The sequence below is a fragment of the Rothia sp. P100 genome, assembly GCF_023712425.1.
Lineage (GTDB): Bacteria > Actinomycetota > Actinomycetes > Actinomycetales > Micrococcaceae > Rothia > Rothia endophytica.
This window is the reverse complement of the sequence record NZ_JAMAYG010000003.1, coordinates 244,993-261,492: the sequence shown is the minus strand read 5'-3', so window position 1 is coordinate 261,492 and position 16,500 is coordinate 244,993. Positions and strand designations below refer to the sequence as shown.

At 52.5% G+C, this 16,500-nt stretch carries 16 protein-coding genes; 13 read left to right on the top strand and 3 right to left on the bottom strand.

The genetic code is table 11. The features are described from left to right. Positions 1 to 181 precede the first annotated feature (181 nt). The 11 genes from M3668_RS08415 (at position 182) to M3668_RS08365 (ending at position 8,932) form a co-directional block, all read left to right on the top strand. Complete coding sequence (locus M3668_RS08415) at positions 182 to 1,156, top strand: ABC transporter ATP-binding protein (RefSeq protein ID WP_251380397.1); 975 nt, start codon at positions 182 to 184, stop codon at positions 1,154 to 1,156. Positions 1,157 to 1,167: 11 nt separating this feature from the next. Next, entirely contained in the window at positions 1,168 to 2,073 is a 906-nt protein-coding gene (locus tag M3668_RS08410) for an ABC transporter permease (RefSeq protein ID WP_251380396.1), read from the top strand. Positions 2,074 to 2,140: 67 nt separating this feature from the next. Beyond that, complete coding sequence (locus tag M3668_RS08405) at positions 2,141 to 2,278, top strand: hypothetical protein (protein WP_251380395.1); 138 nt, start codon at positions 2,141 to 2,143, stop codon at positions 2,276 to 2,278. Between the two features lie 61 nt (positions 2,279 to 2,339). Then, a complete protein-coding gene (gene lxmK, locus M3668_RS08400; protein ID WP_251380394.1) occupies positions 2,340 to 3,452 on the top strand; it encodes a class V lanthionine synthetase subunit LxmK in 1,113 nt (370 codons plus the stop codon). Continuing rightward, positions 3,449 to 4,399 (top strand): T3SS effector HopA1 family protein, encoded by a 951-nt coding sequence (locus tag M3668_RS08395; RefSeq protein ID WP_251380393.1) that lies wholly within the window; start codon positions 3,449 to 3,451, stop codon positions 4,397 to 4,399. The genes lxmK and M3668_RS08395 overlap by 4 nt, the downstream gene beginning before the upstream one ends. Positions 4,400 to 4,490: 91 nt before the next feature. Next, entirely contained in the window at positions 4,491 to 4,646 is a 156-nt protein-coding gene (locus tag M3668_RS08390; RefSeq protein WP_251380392.1) for an LxmA leader domain family RiPP, read from the top strand. Between the two features lie 216 nt (positions 4,647 to 4,862). After that, positions 4,863 to 5,018, top strand: a complete 156-nt coding sequence (locus M3668_RS08385; protein WP_237203157.1) for a hypothetical protein — start codon at positions 4,863 to 4,865, stop codon at positions 5,016 to 5,018. Positions 5,019 to 5,225: 207 nt separating this feature from the next. Further along, entirely contained in the window at positions 5,226 to 5,861 is a 636-nt protein-coding gene (locus tag M3668_RS08380) for a flavoprotein (protein WP_251380391.1), read from the top strand. Next, positions 5,858 to 6,721, top strand: coding sequence for a hypothetical protein (locus M3668_RS08375; protein ID WP_251380390.1), 864 nt, complete (start codon positions 5,858 to 5,860; stop codon positions 6,719 to 6,721). The genes M3668_RS08380 and M3668_RS08375 overlap by 4 nt, the downstream gene beginning before the upstream one ends. 23 nt (positions 6,722 to 6,744) lie before the next feature. Then, positions 6,745 to 8,004 carry a M16 family metallopeptidase gene (locus tag M3668_RS08370; RefSeq protein ID WP_251380389.1) on the top strand — a complete coding sequence of 420 codons (1,260 nt, stop codon included), beginning with the start codon at positions 6,745 to 6,747 and terminating at the stop codon, positions 8,002 to 8,004. Positions 8,005 to 8,017: 13 nt separating this feature from the next. Then, the gene (locus tag M3668_RS08365; RefSeq protein ID WP_251380388.1) at positions 8,018 to 8,932 is read left to right on the top strand and encodes a hypothetical protein; all 915 of its coding nucleotides are present in this window, start codon (positions 8,018 to 8,020) and stop codon (positions 8,930 to 8,932) included. A 20-nt stretch (positions 8,933 to 8,952) separates the two neighbouring features. Here M3668_RS08365 and M3668_RS08360 read toward each other — a convergent pair whose 3' ends face one another. Both M3668_RS08360 and M3668_RS08355 read right to left on the bottom strand, forming a co-directional pair. Next, a complete protein-coding gene (locus tag M3668_RS08360; protein ID WP_251380387.1) occupies positions 8,953 to 9,615 on the bottom strand; it encodes a response regulator in 663 nt (220 codons plus the stop codon). A 40-nt stretch (positions 9,616 to 9,655) separates the two neighbouring features. Beyond that, a complete protein-coding gene (locus M3668_RS08355; RefSeq protein WP_251380386.1) occupies positions 9,656 to 10,894 on the bottom strand; it encodes a sensor histidine kinase in 1,239 nt (412 codons plus the stop codon). Positions 10,895 to 11,418: 524 nt separating this feature from the next. Between M3668_RS08355 and M3668_RS08350 the strand changes: the two genes are divergently transcribed. Further along, positions 11,419 to 12,603 (top strand): tyramine oxidase subunit B, encoded by a 1,185-nt coding sequence (locus M3668_RS08350; RefSeq protein ID WP_251380385.1) that lies wholly within the window; start codon positions 11,419 to 11,421, stop codon positions 12,601 to 12,603. Between the two features lie 84 nt (positions 12,604 to 12,687). On the opposite strand, the gene M3668_RS08345 is transcribed toward M3668_RS08350, so the two are convergent. Then, complete coding sequence (locus tag M3668_RS08345; RefSeq protein ID WP_251380384.1) at positions 12,688 to 14,667, bottom strand: M13 family metallopeptidase; 1,980 nt, start codon at positions 14,665 to 14,667, stop codon at positions 12,688 to 12,690. Positions 14,668 to 14,906: 239 nt separating this feature from the next. Here M3668_RS08345 and M3668_RS08340 point away from each other — a divergent pair, with 239 nt between their 5' ends. Further along, positions 14,907 to 16,427: an MDR family MFS transporter gene (locus M3668_RS08340; protein WP_251380383.1), complete on the top strand. Its 1,521-nt coding sequence runs from the start codon at positions 14,907 to 14,909 to the stop codon at positions 16,425 to 16,427. Positions 16,428 to 16,500: the final 73 nt, after the last annotated feature.

The following is a 16,500-nucleotide window of genomic DNA, read 5'->3' as shown; positions in this document are numbered from 1 at the left end:
CGAAAGCAACCCGAGTAAAACCACCTCAGATTGTTCAACAATTATTGCAGATGTGGCGGCGAACACGCAAATGTGTGAACTATCGTCTACCCCAGAACTGTACGAAAGTATATGTGGCAAGCTCTAACGCCTCACTAGAGTTTTTAGTGAAGGCGCAAGAGAAAGAAAAGCGAGGTGCGCAATGAACGGTCTCAAACTTCACGGGATTAGCCGCAGCTTCGGTGACCACAAGGTGCTGCAGGATGTAGATTTTGGCGTCCGCCGCGGTGAAATTGTTGGTTTCATCGGTGGCAACGGCGCAGGTAAAACCACCACCATGCGACTCATTCTAGGAATGCTTAACCCCACCGGCGGGCATATCACCTGGGACGGGGAGCCTATCTCAACCGAGAACCGCAGGTCGATCGGTTACATGCCGGAAGAGCGGGGCCTGTACCCCCAGATGAGTGTCAAAGATCAGATTGTTCACTTTGCTCTACTTGAAGGGAAAACCCTGGGGCAGGCGAAGGAAAAAGCTGACGAACTTATCGCTACACTGGGCCTATCTGGTCGAGAGAAAACCCTCATCCAAGATCTGTCGCTAGGTAACCAACAGCGAGTTCAGCTAGCTGTTTCCCTAGTCGGTAACCCAGAACTGCTGGTGCTTGATGAACCCTTCTCAGGGCTTGACCCTCTAGCTGTAGATACGATGGCTGGTCTTATCCAGCAACAGGCAGCTCAGGGTGTGGGCATCCTGTTTTCATCGCATCAGCTGGAGCTTGTCGAGCGCCTGTGCGACCGTGTCTGTGTACTTGACCGCGGCAGGGTGATGGCAGACGGTGCTGTCTCTGAGCTGCAAGATACTGATCAGACCCGGTGGGAACTAAAGTTTGACCGCTCAGCTGGAGAGTTTGTTGCCGAACTGTCGTTGGTTGCCTCCTTCCATATCGAATTCAAGATGAGCAACCAATCATCAGTTTTCATCACAGTTGATGGACGGGATGCAACCGTTCCCCAGGACGTACTAGAAATTGCCGCACGATTTGGAGGGGTGCGCAGTATTGAGCCTGTGCAACGGTCCTTGGGTGCACTCCTATCACAGGATTATATTTCGTCGGGCCGCGGTATCACCCCTGCCCGTGAGGAAGAGCTTGAATCGGCAGGTCAGACACGATGAAAGCTAAAGGCATGACCCAGCAGACTACCCAGTATGAAGTAGGTGAAAAATCAGTGAGCACTGCTTACCGTGAAATGTTAATCGTCATTCGACGTGAGGTTCTTACCCGCACCAAGAATAAGACCATCCTGTTAGCCACCGGGCTGCTTGCCCTGACTGTGGGCATTGGCGCAGGTGTTGGTGGTTGGTTCTTGGGGGAGAAAATGGGGGATGCTAGCTTCCAGCTGGATACCCGCCTGCTCTTTGCCACAGCGATGGTGAGTGCTTTGCTCAGCTCTCTGGTGTACTCATCCCAGAGCCTGACCTCTGGTGTCGTTGAAGAGAAGTCATCGAGGGTCGTCGAAATCCTCCTCACCAAAATCGGTGTTGTACCTCTGTTGGCAGGAAAGATGATTGGTATCGGGGCGATAACGCTGGTTCAGCTACTTCTTATTGGCGGCACTGGTCTGCTGGGTTTCACCCTGGTGGACGGGTGGTCACTGCTAGAGCTTGAAGTAGGCGCAGCTCTCTTGTGGTTCCTTGTATGGTTCTTGCTGGGCTACATCATCTTTGCAACCATGAACACGATTCTGGCGTCAACGGTCTCCCGGCAGGAGGACCTGAGTGCCGCAGTGATGCCCCTGTCTGTCTTGCAGATGGTTCTGCTGGTAATCGCCCTGTACCTGACACCCACCTATCTTGAAGAGGCTTGGCTTAAGGGGCTGTCATTCGTCCCGCTTTTCTCTTCCTACCTGATGCCTATTCGCTTTGGTCTGGATGGTGTGCAGACCTGGGAAATGGTGACCGCCGCCAGTATCGCTGGGGTAACTATTCCGCTGCTGTTCTGGGTGGCAACCCGTGTATACAGCAACAACGCTTTACGAACCGGCTCTAAGGTTTCGCTGCAACAATCATTTGCCTCAGATAATGGGGCTTAACATCGGGCTTTCTGCCTGATTCATCTTCAAGGGCTACGAGCCCACCATTATTGAAAGGGAAAATAACATGACTACTAACAAGAACGAGACCACCTACTCCACTACCCCCAAGGGCACCTCAGCGGTTGGCCGCTGGGCTCGTAGCCTGGCGCTGGCCTTGGTTGGCGGCGGCGTGGGCTACGCGGTAGTAACCCTCTTTTTCTAAGTCGATAGAACTTTACTAGTGGGTGGGGCTAACCAGCCCACCCGATGGAAAGAGAACAACGATGAGCACACACTATAGCTCAGCCCAGAAAACTACTGAACTTGATTCAGATGTTAGACAGCATGTGCAGGAACTGTTTCCTGAAGATCATTACGGCAGGGTGAAATCAGTTTCTAGCCCCAGTTTTCGGGGGCGCAACAAGTCATGGGTTCTGACCTTTATGGGTGGCGATAAGGTTTTTCTCAAACAGGTGGATAAAACTATTGCTGGTCCTCATGCGTTCGATCGTTCGGTTAATTTCGCGAAGTTTGCTGACGATAATTCAACGAATGTACCGAACTCACCGAAGCTATTAGCTTCTCACCGTTCATCCGGTCTACTTGCCTTTGAATATTGCACTGGCGAGAGTCTAGCGAAGCTTCTTGTTGATGAGACTATCCCTGATAATTTTCCACAGCACGTAGGTAGTTCTTTGGCTAAGCTCCATGCGGGGCCAACGGATAACTTGCAAGAGGTAGCTCCTCCATCCCCACCTGTCCAGATGCTCAAGCAAGGAATCTCATATCAACGGCTGACTGACTTTTCTTTAGCTGAAATTTCTTTGTGGAGTAAGCTCCAGCAAGACCAAGAGTTAGTAGATTGCGTAGCGGCGCTAAAAGCCGCTGAAGAAAATCATAGTGTTTCCCCTGTGCACGGTGACCTTCGGCTGGACCAATACCAGATGCATCAAAACCAGCTCCATTTGCTGGACTGGGAAGAATTTGGTGTAGGGGATCCTGCTCGGGACCTTGGAACCTTTGCAGGCGAGTGGATTTACAGGGGTGTGCTTGACACAGTAACTACTCGCGGTGGAGCAGAGGAGCCTCCACAGCAGTTCAGCGAGGAATCTGCGAATCAGCGGATTGCAGAACGCATGGGGCATCTGGTTCCCAACATCCAAGTGATGTGGGAAGCATACTGCCAAGAACGGCATGCTGATGACCATCATACTTTAGCGTTACGATCCGTTGCCTTTCTAGGCTGGCATCTGATTGACCGAACAATTGTTAGAGCTTCTTCAGTTGCTAAGTTACCGGGAATTGAAAGAGCGGCTGCGGGGATTGGTCGTCAAATTCTTCTAAACCCCCAGAAATACGCACAAACCTTAGGATTCGAAAGGAGTGAAAAGAAATGACCTTAGCCACTGAAACCAGGTTTTCTGGGTTTGCAGAAAACTTGATTGAGGTGCAGCAACGTGTTGATATTGACCTGTCTCGTCTGAGAGCCAGCGTTGATGGGGACGACCTCCAAGCGGCCAGTTTGCTTGAGCTTAAATCACAGTTGGCTGCCTTGATATATGCTCATTTCCACCTTCAAAATCCGAAGGTGAGTGGGGTCAGCCCTCACGACGTTCAAGACTTATCCCAGGCACTTATCGACTGTGTTCCTCACCAAAATCACTATCAATGTGCAGATCTACTAGATAGTTCCATAGAAGAAGAGCTCACCAGAGTTCAGATTATGGGTCTCAAGGTTAGTTTTCCTAACCAGCTTGTAGAAAACACGAATTTGCCTGGAAAAGTAAGAGTCACCCTTCCAAGTTGGCGTAGAAATACAACTCCGGGTTACCTGCTAGCCCTAAGTGAAAAGCCCCTCCATGTCACGAGTCATGCTGGCATAGTCCGTCTGTATATCGGATGCGAAACTGCTGAAAAAGCTCTAGAAGCGTGGAAAAGCACCTTAGAGACCTTAGACCGTCTGGATGTGAACTACCAGGTGAAGGCTTTATCAGCGAGAGCTTCCTACCCTCGTTCTGATGGGGTTGTAATTTATATAGCAGATAAGGACCGTGACTGCGTCATAGCCGCTTTGAATGAGCTTGAAGTGATTACAACAGCCACCGATAACCATGTTCACTCGCTCTTTACTCAGCCGGTCGGCCCCAATATAGCTATTGCGGTAGAGCCGAACGATGGACGGTCTTCCTATCAGGGTCTCAGCTTTGGCCAACATCGATCAAGGGTACTTGTAGATGCTTTATTGAACGCTGCACATACTCACCAGACTCTGCAAGAGTGCTGGAATCAAGAGACTCTCAGCGCTGGAATTGATGCAGGTTTCCCTGCCTTCAACAGCGTATGAGTAAGCGGGTAAGAACTATAACTTATATAGTCTTGCCTCGCGCCCCGCAGGGGCACAACTAATAACACAACAAAAAGAAAGTGAGACCATCATGGCTCAGAACGTAAATCTTATGGAACTGGCAGATGCACATACTGCTTTTACTACCTCAGCAGAATTGGGCTCAGATGCAGCTTCAGATGCACCCGCAACCACTCCTGTCTGCGTCGGAATCATCGTTGGCGCAACTCTGGGTGCTGGCTGCTAAAAAATTATAAGTAGCTATTTTGCAATTTTCCTCGTAGCACAAATAATACGTAGAGGCGACGGAAAGCAACTCGCAAAATATATCAAAGAACTGGTGAGTGGAATTTTCATTTTTCATGAAATATCCAGCACCGCAACTAACTATAAACAAAATTTTTATATTAGGACTTGCTGTCGTAAGTAACACCTAATTATTTTTATCTAAGGAGAACCGATTATGGCTCAGAATGTAAACCTTATGGAACTGGCAGATGCACATACTGCTTTCGCAACCTCAGCAGAACTGGGCTCAGATGCAGCTTCAGATGCACCCGCAACCACTCCCTTCTGCGCAGGCGTTGTTATCGGGCTGACCTTGACCGCTGGTTGCTAATAAATAGAAGGTTAGTCACGATATGCGCAGAAATATTTTGACAAAAACTTGAGACCATCTGCTGATGAGTACTTAGAAGTCCTTTTATTCTGCGTATTTCATAACCGAAGTAATAAAAGAGCGGTGCTGGAATTTTAACCTCACATCAAAATTCCAGCACCGCAACTATCTATAAACTAAATCTACTCTACCAGTTAGAGGAATCCTATGACAACAACACGAACCACTACGGACACGCAGCAAGAAGATTTCTCTCTACCTAGCTTTGGGTACTCGAAAGTAGCGTTAGTGCTCACAGGGTCAGCAGTAACCCAGGTGATGCCCTATTGGATTGAATGGGCACGAAAGACTATGCCACAGGTAGAGTTCCGCATCATCATGCGCGAATCTGCATACCGTTTCGTGACGAGGCACGGTATCGAATCAAGTTCACGTTCTCGTCTTCAAAATGATACCTGGACGGACGAAATCATTGCTGAACATATCGATTTAGCAGAGTGGGCAGACCTCATCCTAATGTACCCGGCAACCTTGGACTACGCATCACGCCTAGCTCATGGAATCACCGACTCCCCCTCTCTTTTGGCCGCAGTCTCCACAGAGGCACAGGTCTGTATAGCTCCCTCCTTCCCCCCTCGGTCAATAAAACATCCTGCAATTCAAGAGGTGCTGAGGAAACTTCGTCAGCCTTCCAATTACCTAGTCATCGATCCAGTCCCGGGCCCTAGCGAGTCAAGTGATACGGCTTTGGCCTGGGTTCCCCCAAACTTTGTTTCTGTGCTCCGAACGATCGAGGAGCATCGAGCAGCTCGCCTAGACTCTGCCTATGAGAGGGCAGCATGACCCTCACCGAGACGGCCCCCCGTCAATCCGAACGAACTACGGTGTCAGCTACCGGTCTTTTAATAACAGAAAAGTGGTCTGCCGGTGGGCAGGAAGGACTGGTTCGCACTTTAGGCGATTCAGCGCCCCTGCCCTTCAGTTCCGCAGTTCTCGAACCCCAACAGAAGCAAGCGTCAGTTCTGGTCTGGGGCCGGGGAAACATCCAGGAACGTTTCTACCCACTGACTAAGCACACCCCGCTCTATAACTATCTGATCGAAACAGAAGTGCAAGATAGCTTGGACTACCGAACGATAGGAAAGGCTTGGGGCTCCGCGCTACGGGAACTGCACCAGCTACCGGTCCTGGGGGAGGCGCCGCCCACTTCCTGTACGCCTCGGACTGCGGTGCGCTCGTACCACTGGTTGAATGATGAAGGCTGGGAGCATCTCACAAAAGTTCTAGCCACCGAACATTTTGAAAAGCTGAGGCAGTGGATCGAAGCCGTCACAAGGGGTGAAAACCTAGCAGTCTCCCACGGAAATGCCGGCTTTATTAACTGGCTTATTTCTGCTGACCAGGTCACCGGAGTCCTACTAGCCGGTGAAGATGTTGGTTACGCCCAGCCAGAATATGACACTGGGTGGGTTCTAGGGGAGTTCGCTGAACTATACGCTTTCTACCCCAACCTACGACTTAAACTAACCGATCTTCAGCAAGGATTTTTTACTGGGTATGGGGACTTTACGGAAAATAATTTAAATTCGGCTATCGCCTTCCGTCTTATTCATCATGCTTATGACTGGCACCATTATGCGGGGGCAAATCTTCAAGCCGCCCAGCTTCTCATCGACTTGGCCACTAACTACCTTGATCGATAGGTACGAAAGGAAAGTAACTTCTTATGAGTTTTAGCCGTACATCCCTGGGTAGCCACGGGTGCGAAGAGCTGATGATCGAAGGATTACGCGTTATCTCTATCCATGATCAAAAAGCAGCTAACTTTTCCATCAGTTTGGCAGTACCTGCTGGTATGCGGGATGAGGAACCTGGTCAAGAAGGGTTCTTCCACCTCATTGAACATATGGTTTATCAGGATTCTCATGGTTCAACCGCCGTTCAGAGGGCGACCGCTATTTCAGGTGAGGGAGGTATCCTCGGCGGTAATACGCATATGGACTACACTGAGTTCTACGAGACAGGCAGCCCGTTTTACCTGGAAACCTCGATACAACGACTCCTGGAACAGGTATTTTTTCCTGCATTCACGCTCCATCAGCTTGACGACCAGATTCAAGCGGTAGCCACCGAACGTTCTAACAGGTTAGCTAAAGCACCCGGCGGGGTCCTCCCATGGCCGCACCTTACCGGACAGTTCTGGTCTGATTATGCCAACGGGCATGATGGTAGCGGCGACCTGGATCTCCAAGACCGAGCCACCACTGCCGTCCTCATCGACATCCATCGGCGTTATTACCAGCTGCATGAATCTGCTCTAGTCATTCTTAGTCCCCTGCCTGCTGAACAAGTATTCAGCTATGTTGGAAGCGCTCTAGCTAAACTAGGGTTGACTCGCCCAGAAAACAGTGGTTTTTTGGTAAAAATAAGTCAGAGGAAAGGCGCTGGGCAGTCTATTCAACAGAGTGTCACCAACTATTTGGAGCAGCCTGTAGAGTGGGGTTCACGAAGGATTTCAGTGACCCGCACTGTCGATACAGACACAATCAGCTCCCTCTTACTAGGTACCTTGCTGGTGGCAGAAACCCTGTCGGGTGTGCGAGCCTTGGATGCCAGCGCAGGTATCTTTGGGGTTGCTGATACCCCTTACGATGACCTGTTTGTTCTGGTTGATGATACCAACGCCCCGCTTGACCCTGCCGATCGGTTTAGTTCAGTCAAAACAGCCCCGGATAGCGCTATGAAACTTGCTGTCCAGCGGGCAATACTTCGACTGGAAAGCAACACTTCTAACGATCAGAAGATCTCGCGCGTGATGGCTCGTGATGCTGTTATTCGACGCGATCCCCACTACATCCCTGCCCTGACAGACCGCCTCCGTGGCATAGAAGAACAGTTGGACGCTGTACGAGAGCTAGCCAACGAGGCTGCCGTTACCCTTGAAAACCAGGTCCTCGCGTCCTTAGTAATTGGCACTAACCTCTAAGAGGAATACCACTATGTTTACCCCAAAGAATTACACTCTCGTTGCTACTAGTGATCACAGGTCAGAGCATACTTTTATAACTATCGGCTGGCCTGCTACCGCTAGCAAAAACTATGCAGAAGCCGTGGCAGCAGCGACAGAGCAGACCAACCAAAGTGTTGGTAACCAGCTGCTACTGACTAAACAGGACAATGATCAGCAGGCGGGGTCAGCGTCCTTTGTGCTCAGCCCAGCAAATGCACAGGCTTGGGTGCAGTACTTTACGCAAGCTCTCGATGAAAAGGCTGAGCCTGCCAGTGCTCAAGCTACAGTGGCTATTGTTGCTCCTGAAACTGTGGCCCAGAGCTTTCCCGAGCCTGCTCCACCCTCTGCATTTCAGGTAGCGGAAGTGACCGCTAACCTCCAGCGCTACCAGCAGGGCTCAACAGAGCACATCATTATCACAGGCCCGGAGCCAGCAACCAAGGCGGGGAGCCTTGAAACCTTTGTGGCCATGTGTTTGCTTATGAACCCAGCGAATCCTCTCGTAGCATCGTGGCTACCTGCCGGGATTACCCTTCAGCCGATGCGCGCATTGATTGAAGGCAAACCACACATCATCTGGAGCTTCAGCGGAGACAACGGTGAAAGCAGAGAGACATTAGAAATTCTAGGGAACGTGGCGCAAGCTGTCGTCAATATTCCTGAAACTTATAGCGAGACAGAATTTGAGCAGGTCAAAAAATTTGCGTTCAGTAATCTTAGCCGCTCGCATCTGGCACCCGATGATTTAGCGAGATTCTTAGCGCAGTACAGCGTGATGGGTTGGGGTTTTGACACTTTGCTAGATGTGCACCGCATCGACAGCCTTAGCTTGGAAGATCTTGCCCCAGCCTTTGCCGGGCTCGTCTACCCTATCGGGGCTGTGCTAGGAATCGATCTCGGCTAAAAATAGCAAAGCTATGGGGTTTACCAGGTTTTTAGGTTGATTAGGTTGTGTTCAATAGCTTTAACTAGAATCTGAACCCTATCGCGCACCTGCATTTTTTCCATAATTTTCACAAAACGCGCTTTAATTGTGGATTCAGTAACGAAAAGTTCTGCGGCCATCTCTTTATTATTTAGACCGCGCGCGAGAAGCTCAATGACCTCTATTTCTTTCGCGGTAAGAACTGACATGAGTTCTTCGTCGGGAGAAATTTCGGCAGGAACGGACTGCTCAAGCCCTTGCACCACATAGCGGGTAACCTCGGGGGACAGTACTGATCCCCCATCATGAACGGTGTGGATTGCGCTGGTGACCTCTTCGGGGCGGGAGTCCTTTACCAAGTACCCCGAGGCACCTGCCCGCAAGAGTTCAACAACATAGCGATCAGTCGCAAAGGTGCTCAGCCCCAATATTCGTATGTCGGGGAAAGAATGATGAATATACTGGGTTGCCTCGACACCGTCCATCAGAGGCATCTGCATATCCATCAAAATTACATCTGGCTGTAGGGCCCTTGCCTGTGAAATTGCCAGCTTGCCATTTGAAGCTTCCCCCACCACTTCCAGGCTTTCATCGGAGGAAAGATAATCCTTCAAAATATTACGAATAAGGGATTCATCATCTACGAGGAGGACTTTAACCATGAATGGTTCCTTCACTGTCTGTACAAGCTAGAGCGGCAGCTTAAAAAGCTTTGGTCACTGTTTTAGGCAGGGGAAGGCTAACCTGAATCTTCCACACACCGTGGTCATTTTGATAAGACGATGTTCCACCCAAATCATGAAACCTAGCCTTCATTGATTCTAACCCGGTCAAAGATGAAGAAACGGGTTCGTTATGAGAGATGACGTTCTCTGAGGATAGCGTGACGTTACGCTGACCCACTGTGAGGTCGATTTTTACAGATCCCTCAGGGGAACCATGCTTGAGAACATTGGTCCCTATCTCACGAGCTGTACGTCTTAGCGCCTGTCGAGATACCAAAGGAATAAGGCTTACATTTCCATCAACGGTCAGCGTAACAGTAAAGCCTGCATTTTCTAGGGCATCAGATATTTTATGTAAATCGTGAGTCAGGGCTAGAGCCGATGTGGTTTCCCCTGAAAGAGAGGCGTCGCCCAGCAGCAAATTCTCTTCCGCCTGGGGAGCGCTGGGTAGCTCGCCGTTCAGTGAGTCATTTTTCTCGGCTTTAAGGACAGTCACCAGCTTGCGAAGATCCTCGAGCGCTTGACTCGCGGAGTCCCCGATTCCGGTCAGAATAGCGGCTATTTTTTCTGGATCCTTTGCAAACTGTGCACGCCGAGCCTGCATAGCAATGATGGTGACTTCATGGGCAACAATATCGTGTAACTCGTAGGCAAGGCGCGTGCGTTCCTCATTCCGTGCCTGGAGCTGGGCTTCCTGAATAGAGATAATCTTTTGCTGGTCTTTTTCCCGCTGAAGCCGGAACCTTCTGAGGACTAGCCCTGTGATGTATGAAAAAAGTGCCACGGATGATGTAAAGAGCTGAGTGATTGAAGCGCCGAAGTCCCAACCCGGATACACAACAAAAACACACAGGACAATACCGAATGCCACGACCTGACGTTTTGTAGCCAGGTAAGCGCAATACACAGGTACCAGAATTGACGCCGATGAGAACCCAGCCCAAACGAAACTGGAATCGTTATAAAGCACCGTGATGTTGGCAAGAGAAAAATACCAGCCATAAATGCCGGGCATGAGCCCGAATCCCATCATAAAAACGGGCAGATAGGCAATTGCAACAGCCCATACACGATTCTGCGTATCTGTATTTTCATAGATTCCCGAATATAAATCGACCGCAATAAAAATAAATACCAGGCAGATAAGCAGCGCCCTCAGGTAGGGGCCAAGGGGAAACCACTTCTTACGGGAAGCACTAGTGAGGCTCGTCGTCATGGGTTTATGCTATCAACCCTCGTGCAGTGCTACCTCGGAACGTATGAGGGTTAGTCACATATTCCTGACTTGCAAAGCCAATGAAAGAAAGTAGGAGACATGCTAGATGCTGAGGCAGGGGAAGCTTTAACATCAGTATCCTCCGGCAAAGTAGCAGCATGCGCAGGCGAAAAGCCGAGGGTAAGAGCTGAGACGATGGATGTAACTGCCAGTGCCTTACGGATATTCTTCATGGTTTGGAGTCCTTGGTGGTGTGAGTCAAACTGTTGTTTCGTTATCTATTGTGAAATAACGAGTCCCGCTAGGACCTATACAAAAGTTCAGAAGTGGAGTACTTGTTTTTGTACTTAAGTTCAATATCTGTAGATTCCGCCTTCTGCACCTAACAAGCAATCTCTGCTCGCATACCTCTACAACCAGAAGATGAGCGGTCGCTGTGCCTAGAAACTCTCTTATCTCGCGCTCTCAAAGATGGTAGATTAAGTCGTCTAAATCTTTACCACACAATCACGAGGTGCCCCCGCTTGCCCACTAACGATGCTTACCTCAAAGCAGCCGTCGATGCTGAACTGAACCCCGGCTACCCCGCAGCCGAATTCCGCTATCTCAGCGAAACCGACATGATCGCAGCCGGCGTTGAAGATGTCACCGCCTGCATCGACGCCATGGAAGAAACCCTGGCACTGCACGCCCGCGGCGACTACCGCATGGCAGGTCACCTGGGCGAATCCCATGGCTCCAAGGTGCAGTTCCCTATCAACCCCACGCACGAGGGTATGCCCGCGGACGGCCCCGACCGCCGTTTTGTCACCATGCCCGCCTACCTGGGCGGCTCCTTCCGCATGACCGGTGTGAAGTCTTACGGCTCTAATGTGAGTAACCGCGAGCAGGGTCTACCCCGCTCCATTCTCATGCTGGCCCTGCACCACACCGTGACTGGTGCCCCTCTTGCCTACATGAGCGCCAACCTGCTCTCTGCCTACCGCACCGGTTGCACCTCCGGCGTCGGCGCCCGCCACTACGCCCCCAAAAACGCCAAGGTGCTCGGCCTGTTAGGTCCTGGCGTTATTGCCAAGGCAACCGTAGCTGCCCTCATCGATGCCCGACCCACCGTGGAGCACATTAAGGTGCTGGGGCGTAGCACCAAGGGTATTGAGAGCTTCATTGAATGGGCGCAGGACAAGTACCCCACCAAAACTGTGGAAGTGGTAGAAGAACTAGAGCAAGTTGTGCGCGATTCTGACATCGTCACCTTTTGCACCTCCATTCACGTGGGCGACCCCGAAACCTACCCCACCGTGCGCCGCGAATGGGTCAAGCCCGGCGCTTTCTTCGCCATGCCCGCTGCCTGCAACTTGGATGAAGGGATGTTTGAAGACGACGTGCGTCTACTGGTCGATAACGCCGGCATGTACGACGCTTGGGCTGAAGAAACCGAACCCGGAGCCTCCCATAACTATGTCTCAATCATTGGTTGTAAGTTCAACGACCGCGTGCACAACGGCCTGATCCCTGCCGAGCGCCTGCGCGATTTGGGTGAGGCACTCAATCACCCCGAGCCGCAGGATGATGAAGAGAAAATCACCGTCTACTCCGTGGGTGGCATGCCTATTGAGGATGTCGCCTGGGGTACTGTGGTCTACCGCAACGCCGTGCGCAAGGGCGTTGGCACCGTGCTGAACCTCTGGGACGCACCCGCTATGGCATAGCCTGCCCTCGCTTCTAAGGTGAAAGGACGCCGCACAGTTAGTGTGCGGCGTCCTTAGATTTATATCAGCAGAAGCGTCGGCTCGCTACCAGATGCGCACGCGATCCTCGGGTGCCAGGTAAAGCTTGGCGTCCGGCTGAACATCAAAGGCGGTGTAGAACTCATCGATGTTGCGCACGACGCCGTTGACGCGGAACTTCTCGGGGGAGTGGGGGTCCACTGCCAAGAACATCTCGGCAGTCTGGGGTCGAGTCTTCATGCGCCATGCTTGCGCCCAGGAGTAGAAAACCCGCTGGGTAGCGCTCATGCCGTCCATCTCGGGGGCGGTTTCAAGGGTCAGCCCCTGGCGTTCCAGAGCAATCTTATATGCCTTAAGGGCTATAGAAAGACCGCCTAGGTCACCAATGTTTTCACCCAGGGTCAGCTCACCGTTGACCTTAAACTTCTCAGCATCTAGGCCATCCGGGGTGTAAGCGTTGTACTGGTCCACCAGGGTAGCAGTGCGCTGGGTGAACTCCTCGCGGTCAGCATCGGTCCACCAATTATTCAGTGCACCGGTGCCATCATACTTAGAGCCCTGGTCATCAAAACCGTGGCCTATCTCGTGGCCAATCACGCCGCCAATAGCACCGTAATTGACCGCATCGTCAGCCTCGGGGTCAAAGTAGGGCGGCTGCAGAATCGCTGCCGGGAAGACAATCTCATTAGCCGGGGGCATGTAGTAGGCATTGACGGTCTGCGGAGTCATCAGCCACTCAGTCTTATCCACCGGCTGACCAATGCGACCCAATTGGAACTCGTGCTCAAAGAAAGCAGAGCGGCGCAGGTTCTCAAAGAGATCATCGGTCAGGCTCAGCTCTGAGTAATCACGCCACTTATCGGGGTAACCTATCTTGGTGACGAACTTGCCCAGCTTCTCTAGAGCACGCTCGCGGGTCTCATTGGTCATCCAGTCCAGGTCAGTAATCGACCGGCGGTAGGCCTCTAGCAGGTCGTCCACCAGGGCCAGCATTTTCTCTTTATGAGCCGGCGGGAAGTGAACGGCAACGTACTCCTTGCCAACCTCCTCACCCAGGGCGTTCTCAACCAGGCCAACGCCGCGCTTCCAGCGGTCACGCAGTTCTTCAGAACCAGAGAGCGTGCGACCGTAGAAATCGAAGTTCTCTTCAACAACCGCTTCGGTCAGGTAAGGAGCGCGGCTGTGCGCCATGTGCCAGATGTACCAGAGCTTCCAGATGAAGAGCGGCTCGCTAGTCCACATCTGTGCAACTGCCTTAAAGTAGGAGGGCTGGCTGACGATTACAGTGCCCCACTGCTCGGTGGAGGAACCCATGGCATCAATCCAGACGCTAAAGGGGAAGCCGGGGAACGTGGTGTCCAGGTCAGCGGCAGCTACGGGATTGTAACGCAGGTCAGCGTTACGGTTCTTGACGTTATCCCAGTGGTGGGAGGCCAGCAGGGTCTCGTGCGCCATGACCGCCTGAGCAGCGTCCTGGGGGCTGAGACCAAAGGGTTCGGCCAGACCGGTCAGCTCAAACATGCGGCCCATGTGAGCGGTGTAGGCGTCGCGCAGTTCAGCGTACTTTTCATCGCGGTAGTAAGACTCATCGGGCAGGCCCAGCCCGGTCTGCGCCAGGTAGACCACGTACTTCTCGGGGTCCTTTGCGTCGATGCTGGTGTACCAGCCGAAGGCGGAGCCGTGGCCCGCCTTGGCGTCCAACTCACCCATGACCCTGACGAAAGCCTCGGGGGTGGAAACCTCAAGCACCGGCTGCACCTCGGCCAGCAGGGGCTCTACCCCGCCCGCCTCAATCTTCTCAGTGTCCATAAAGGAGCTATAAAGGGCGCCAATTCGTGAAGAGGGCTGATTAGCAGCGAACTTCTCTACGATGGTGCGTACATTTTTCTCTGCCTCATCGCGCAGTGTGTACATGCCGCCGTCACGTGAACGATCAGCGGGGATCTCGTGGGAGTCGTACCAGGTGCCATTAACATGGCGGAAGAAGTCATCGCCGGGGGCAATCTCTGGGTTTAGGAAGCTGGTGTCAATACCGGAATGTGTCATAACCCCCAGTTTAGGGCGGCAGAGCGTAGCCAGGCGGCTTGTTACTCGCCGTTTGGCTGTCAGCGTGAGTGGCACACCCTGCTTTTACAGTCACTGCCACCCCTAAAAACAATTTCCCCAAAGGGGTTAAAAAGAGAGAGTATTAACCTATTACGGTCGAAAAGTTCTCATGTGAGAAGCAAGTACTGTGAGCAAGACCCACTTATGCGCTCGCTCCAAAGGCTGTAATCTTTAGCCTTATGTCTTCCACGCATACACCATCACCCACTCCTGAAACGGGTGCTCAAAAAGCGGTTAATTCCTCCCCGCCTACCGCATCGATGCCGGTAGCGCACAAGCTGGAAAAAGCTGAGTTCCTGCTACTTGCCATTATGGTCATCGCTGGTTTCGTTCTCATTCTGAACGAAACCCTTCTCGGCGTTGCGCTACCTGAAATCATGCGAGACCTCAACATAACCGCTTCCACCGCCCAGTGGACTTCCACCGGTTTCATGCTGACTATGGCAGTAGTGACCCCAGCGTCGGGCTTCATTATTTCCCGCTTCTCTATTCGTACTGTCTTTATGGGTGCCATGCTGCTCTTTTCGCTGGGTACCCTGGTGGCAGCAACCGCGCCCGGTATCGGCATGCTGTTGACCGGCCGCGTGCTGCAGGCATCGGGTACCGGTGTAATGATGCCGCTACTCATGACCACCATGATGCGCATGGTAGCCCCCAGCAAAATTGGTCAGGCCATGGGCATTATCGGCATGGTAATCTCTGCTGCCCCCGCTATGGGCCCCACCGTTTCTGGTCTGATTCTGGGTATGGGAACCTGGCGCTGGCTTTTCTGGCTAGTGCTTCCCATCGGTATTGCCGCCCTGCTGGTGGGTATGAAGCTAGCCCCCGCGGATGCTCCCACCGGTAGTAACCAGAAGCTGGATGCGCTCTCCATGCTGCTTTCTACCCTGGGCTTCGGCGGCCTTGTGCTAGGTCTTTCTTCTATGGGCGGTAGTTCAGCCCACGGTGGTGCCCACCTGCCCGTTAACCCCTGGGTTATTGTGATTTCAGCAGCTATCATTCTGGCAATTTTTGTCTGGCGTCAGCTCAAATTGCAAGATCGCGGCCCCTTCATGGACATGCGGATCTTCCGTTCCCGTTCCTTCACCCTGACGGTACTTATGACTTCCATCGGCATGGGCGTCATGCTGGGCACCTCCATCCTGATCCCGCTTTACACCGCCAACGTGCTGGGCGTAAGCGCCCTGCAGACCGGCCTCATGCTTTTGCCCGGCGGCGTACTCATGGCGGTGCTCAGCCCCTTGGTAGGACGCATGTCTGACCGCTTCGGTGCACGAGCTCTAGTTCTGCCCGGCGCAGTTCTCTTGGCTGGTTCTATCTGGCTGATGAGCACCTTCTCTCAGACCACCCCGCAGTGGTACATCATTGCCACTTATGTGCTCATGACCTTCTCCCTGCCCTTCATCAACACCCCCATGATGGGCCTGGGGCTGGGTTCCTTATCCGGTGAGCTGACCGCCTTTGGTTCCTCCGCTATGACCACCTTCCAGCAGGTCTCTGGCGCCGCATCGACCGCCCTGTTTGTGGCTCTGATGGGTATCGGGTCGGCTGCCCACGGCGGCACCGGCGTAGAGGCCTACATGGCCGGTGTGCACCTGGCCTTCCTGGTAGCAGCCTTTATGTCGCTGACTTCTATCGTGGTAGCCCTGCTTCTGCCCGCCGGAAAGCAGGCCGCAGGAAGCGCCCCTATGGCCCACTAAGGCCGCACCTGCGTTTCGCGGATGCAAGGATGCCGCCACCCACTCTCCTGCCAGGCGGCAGGGAGGGCGGGGG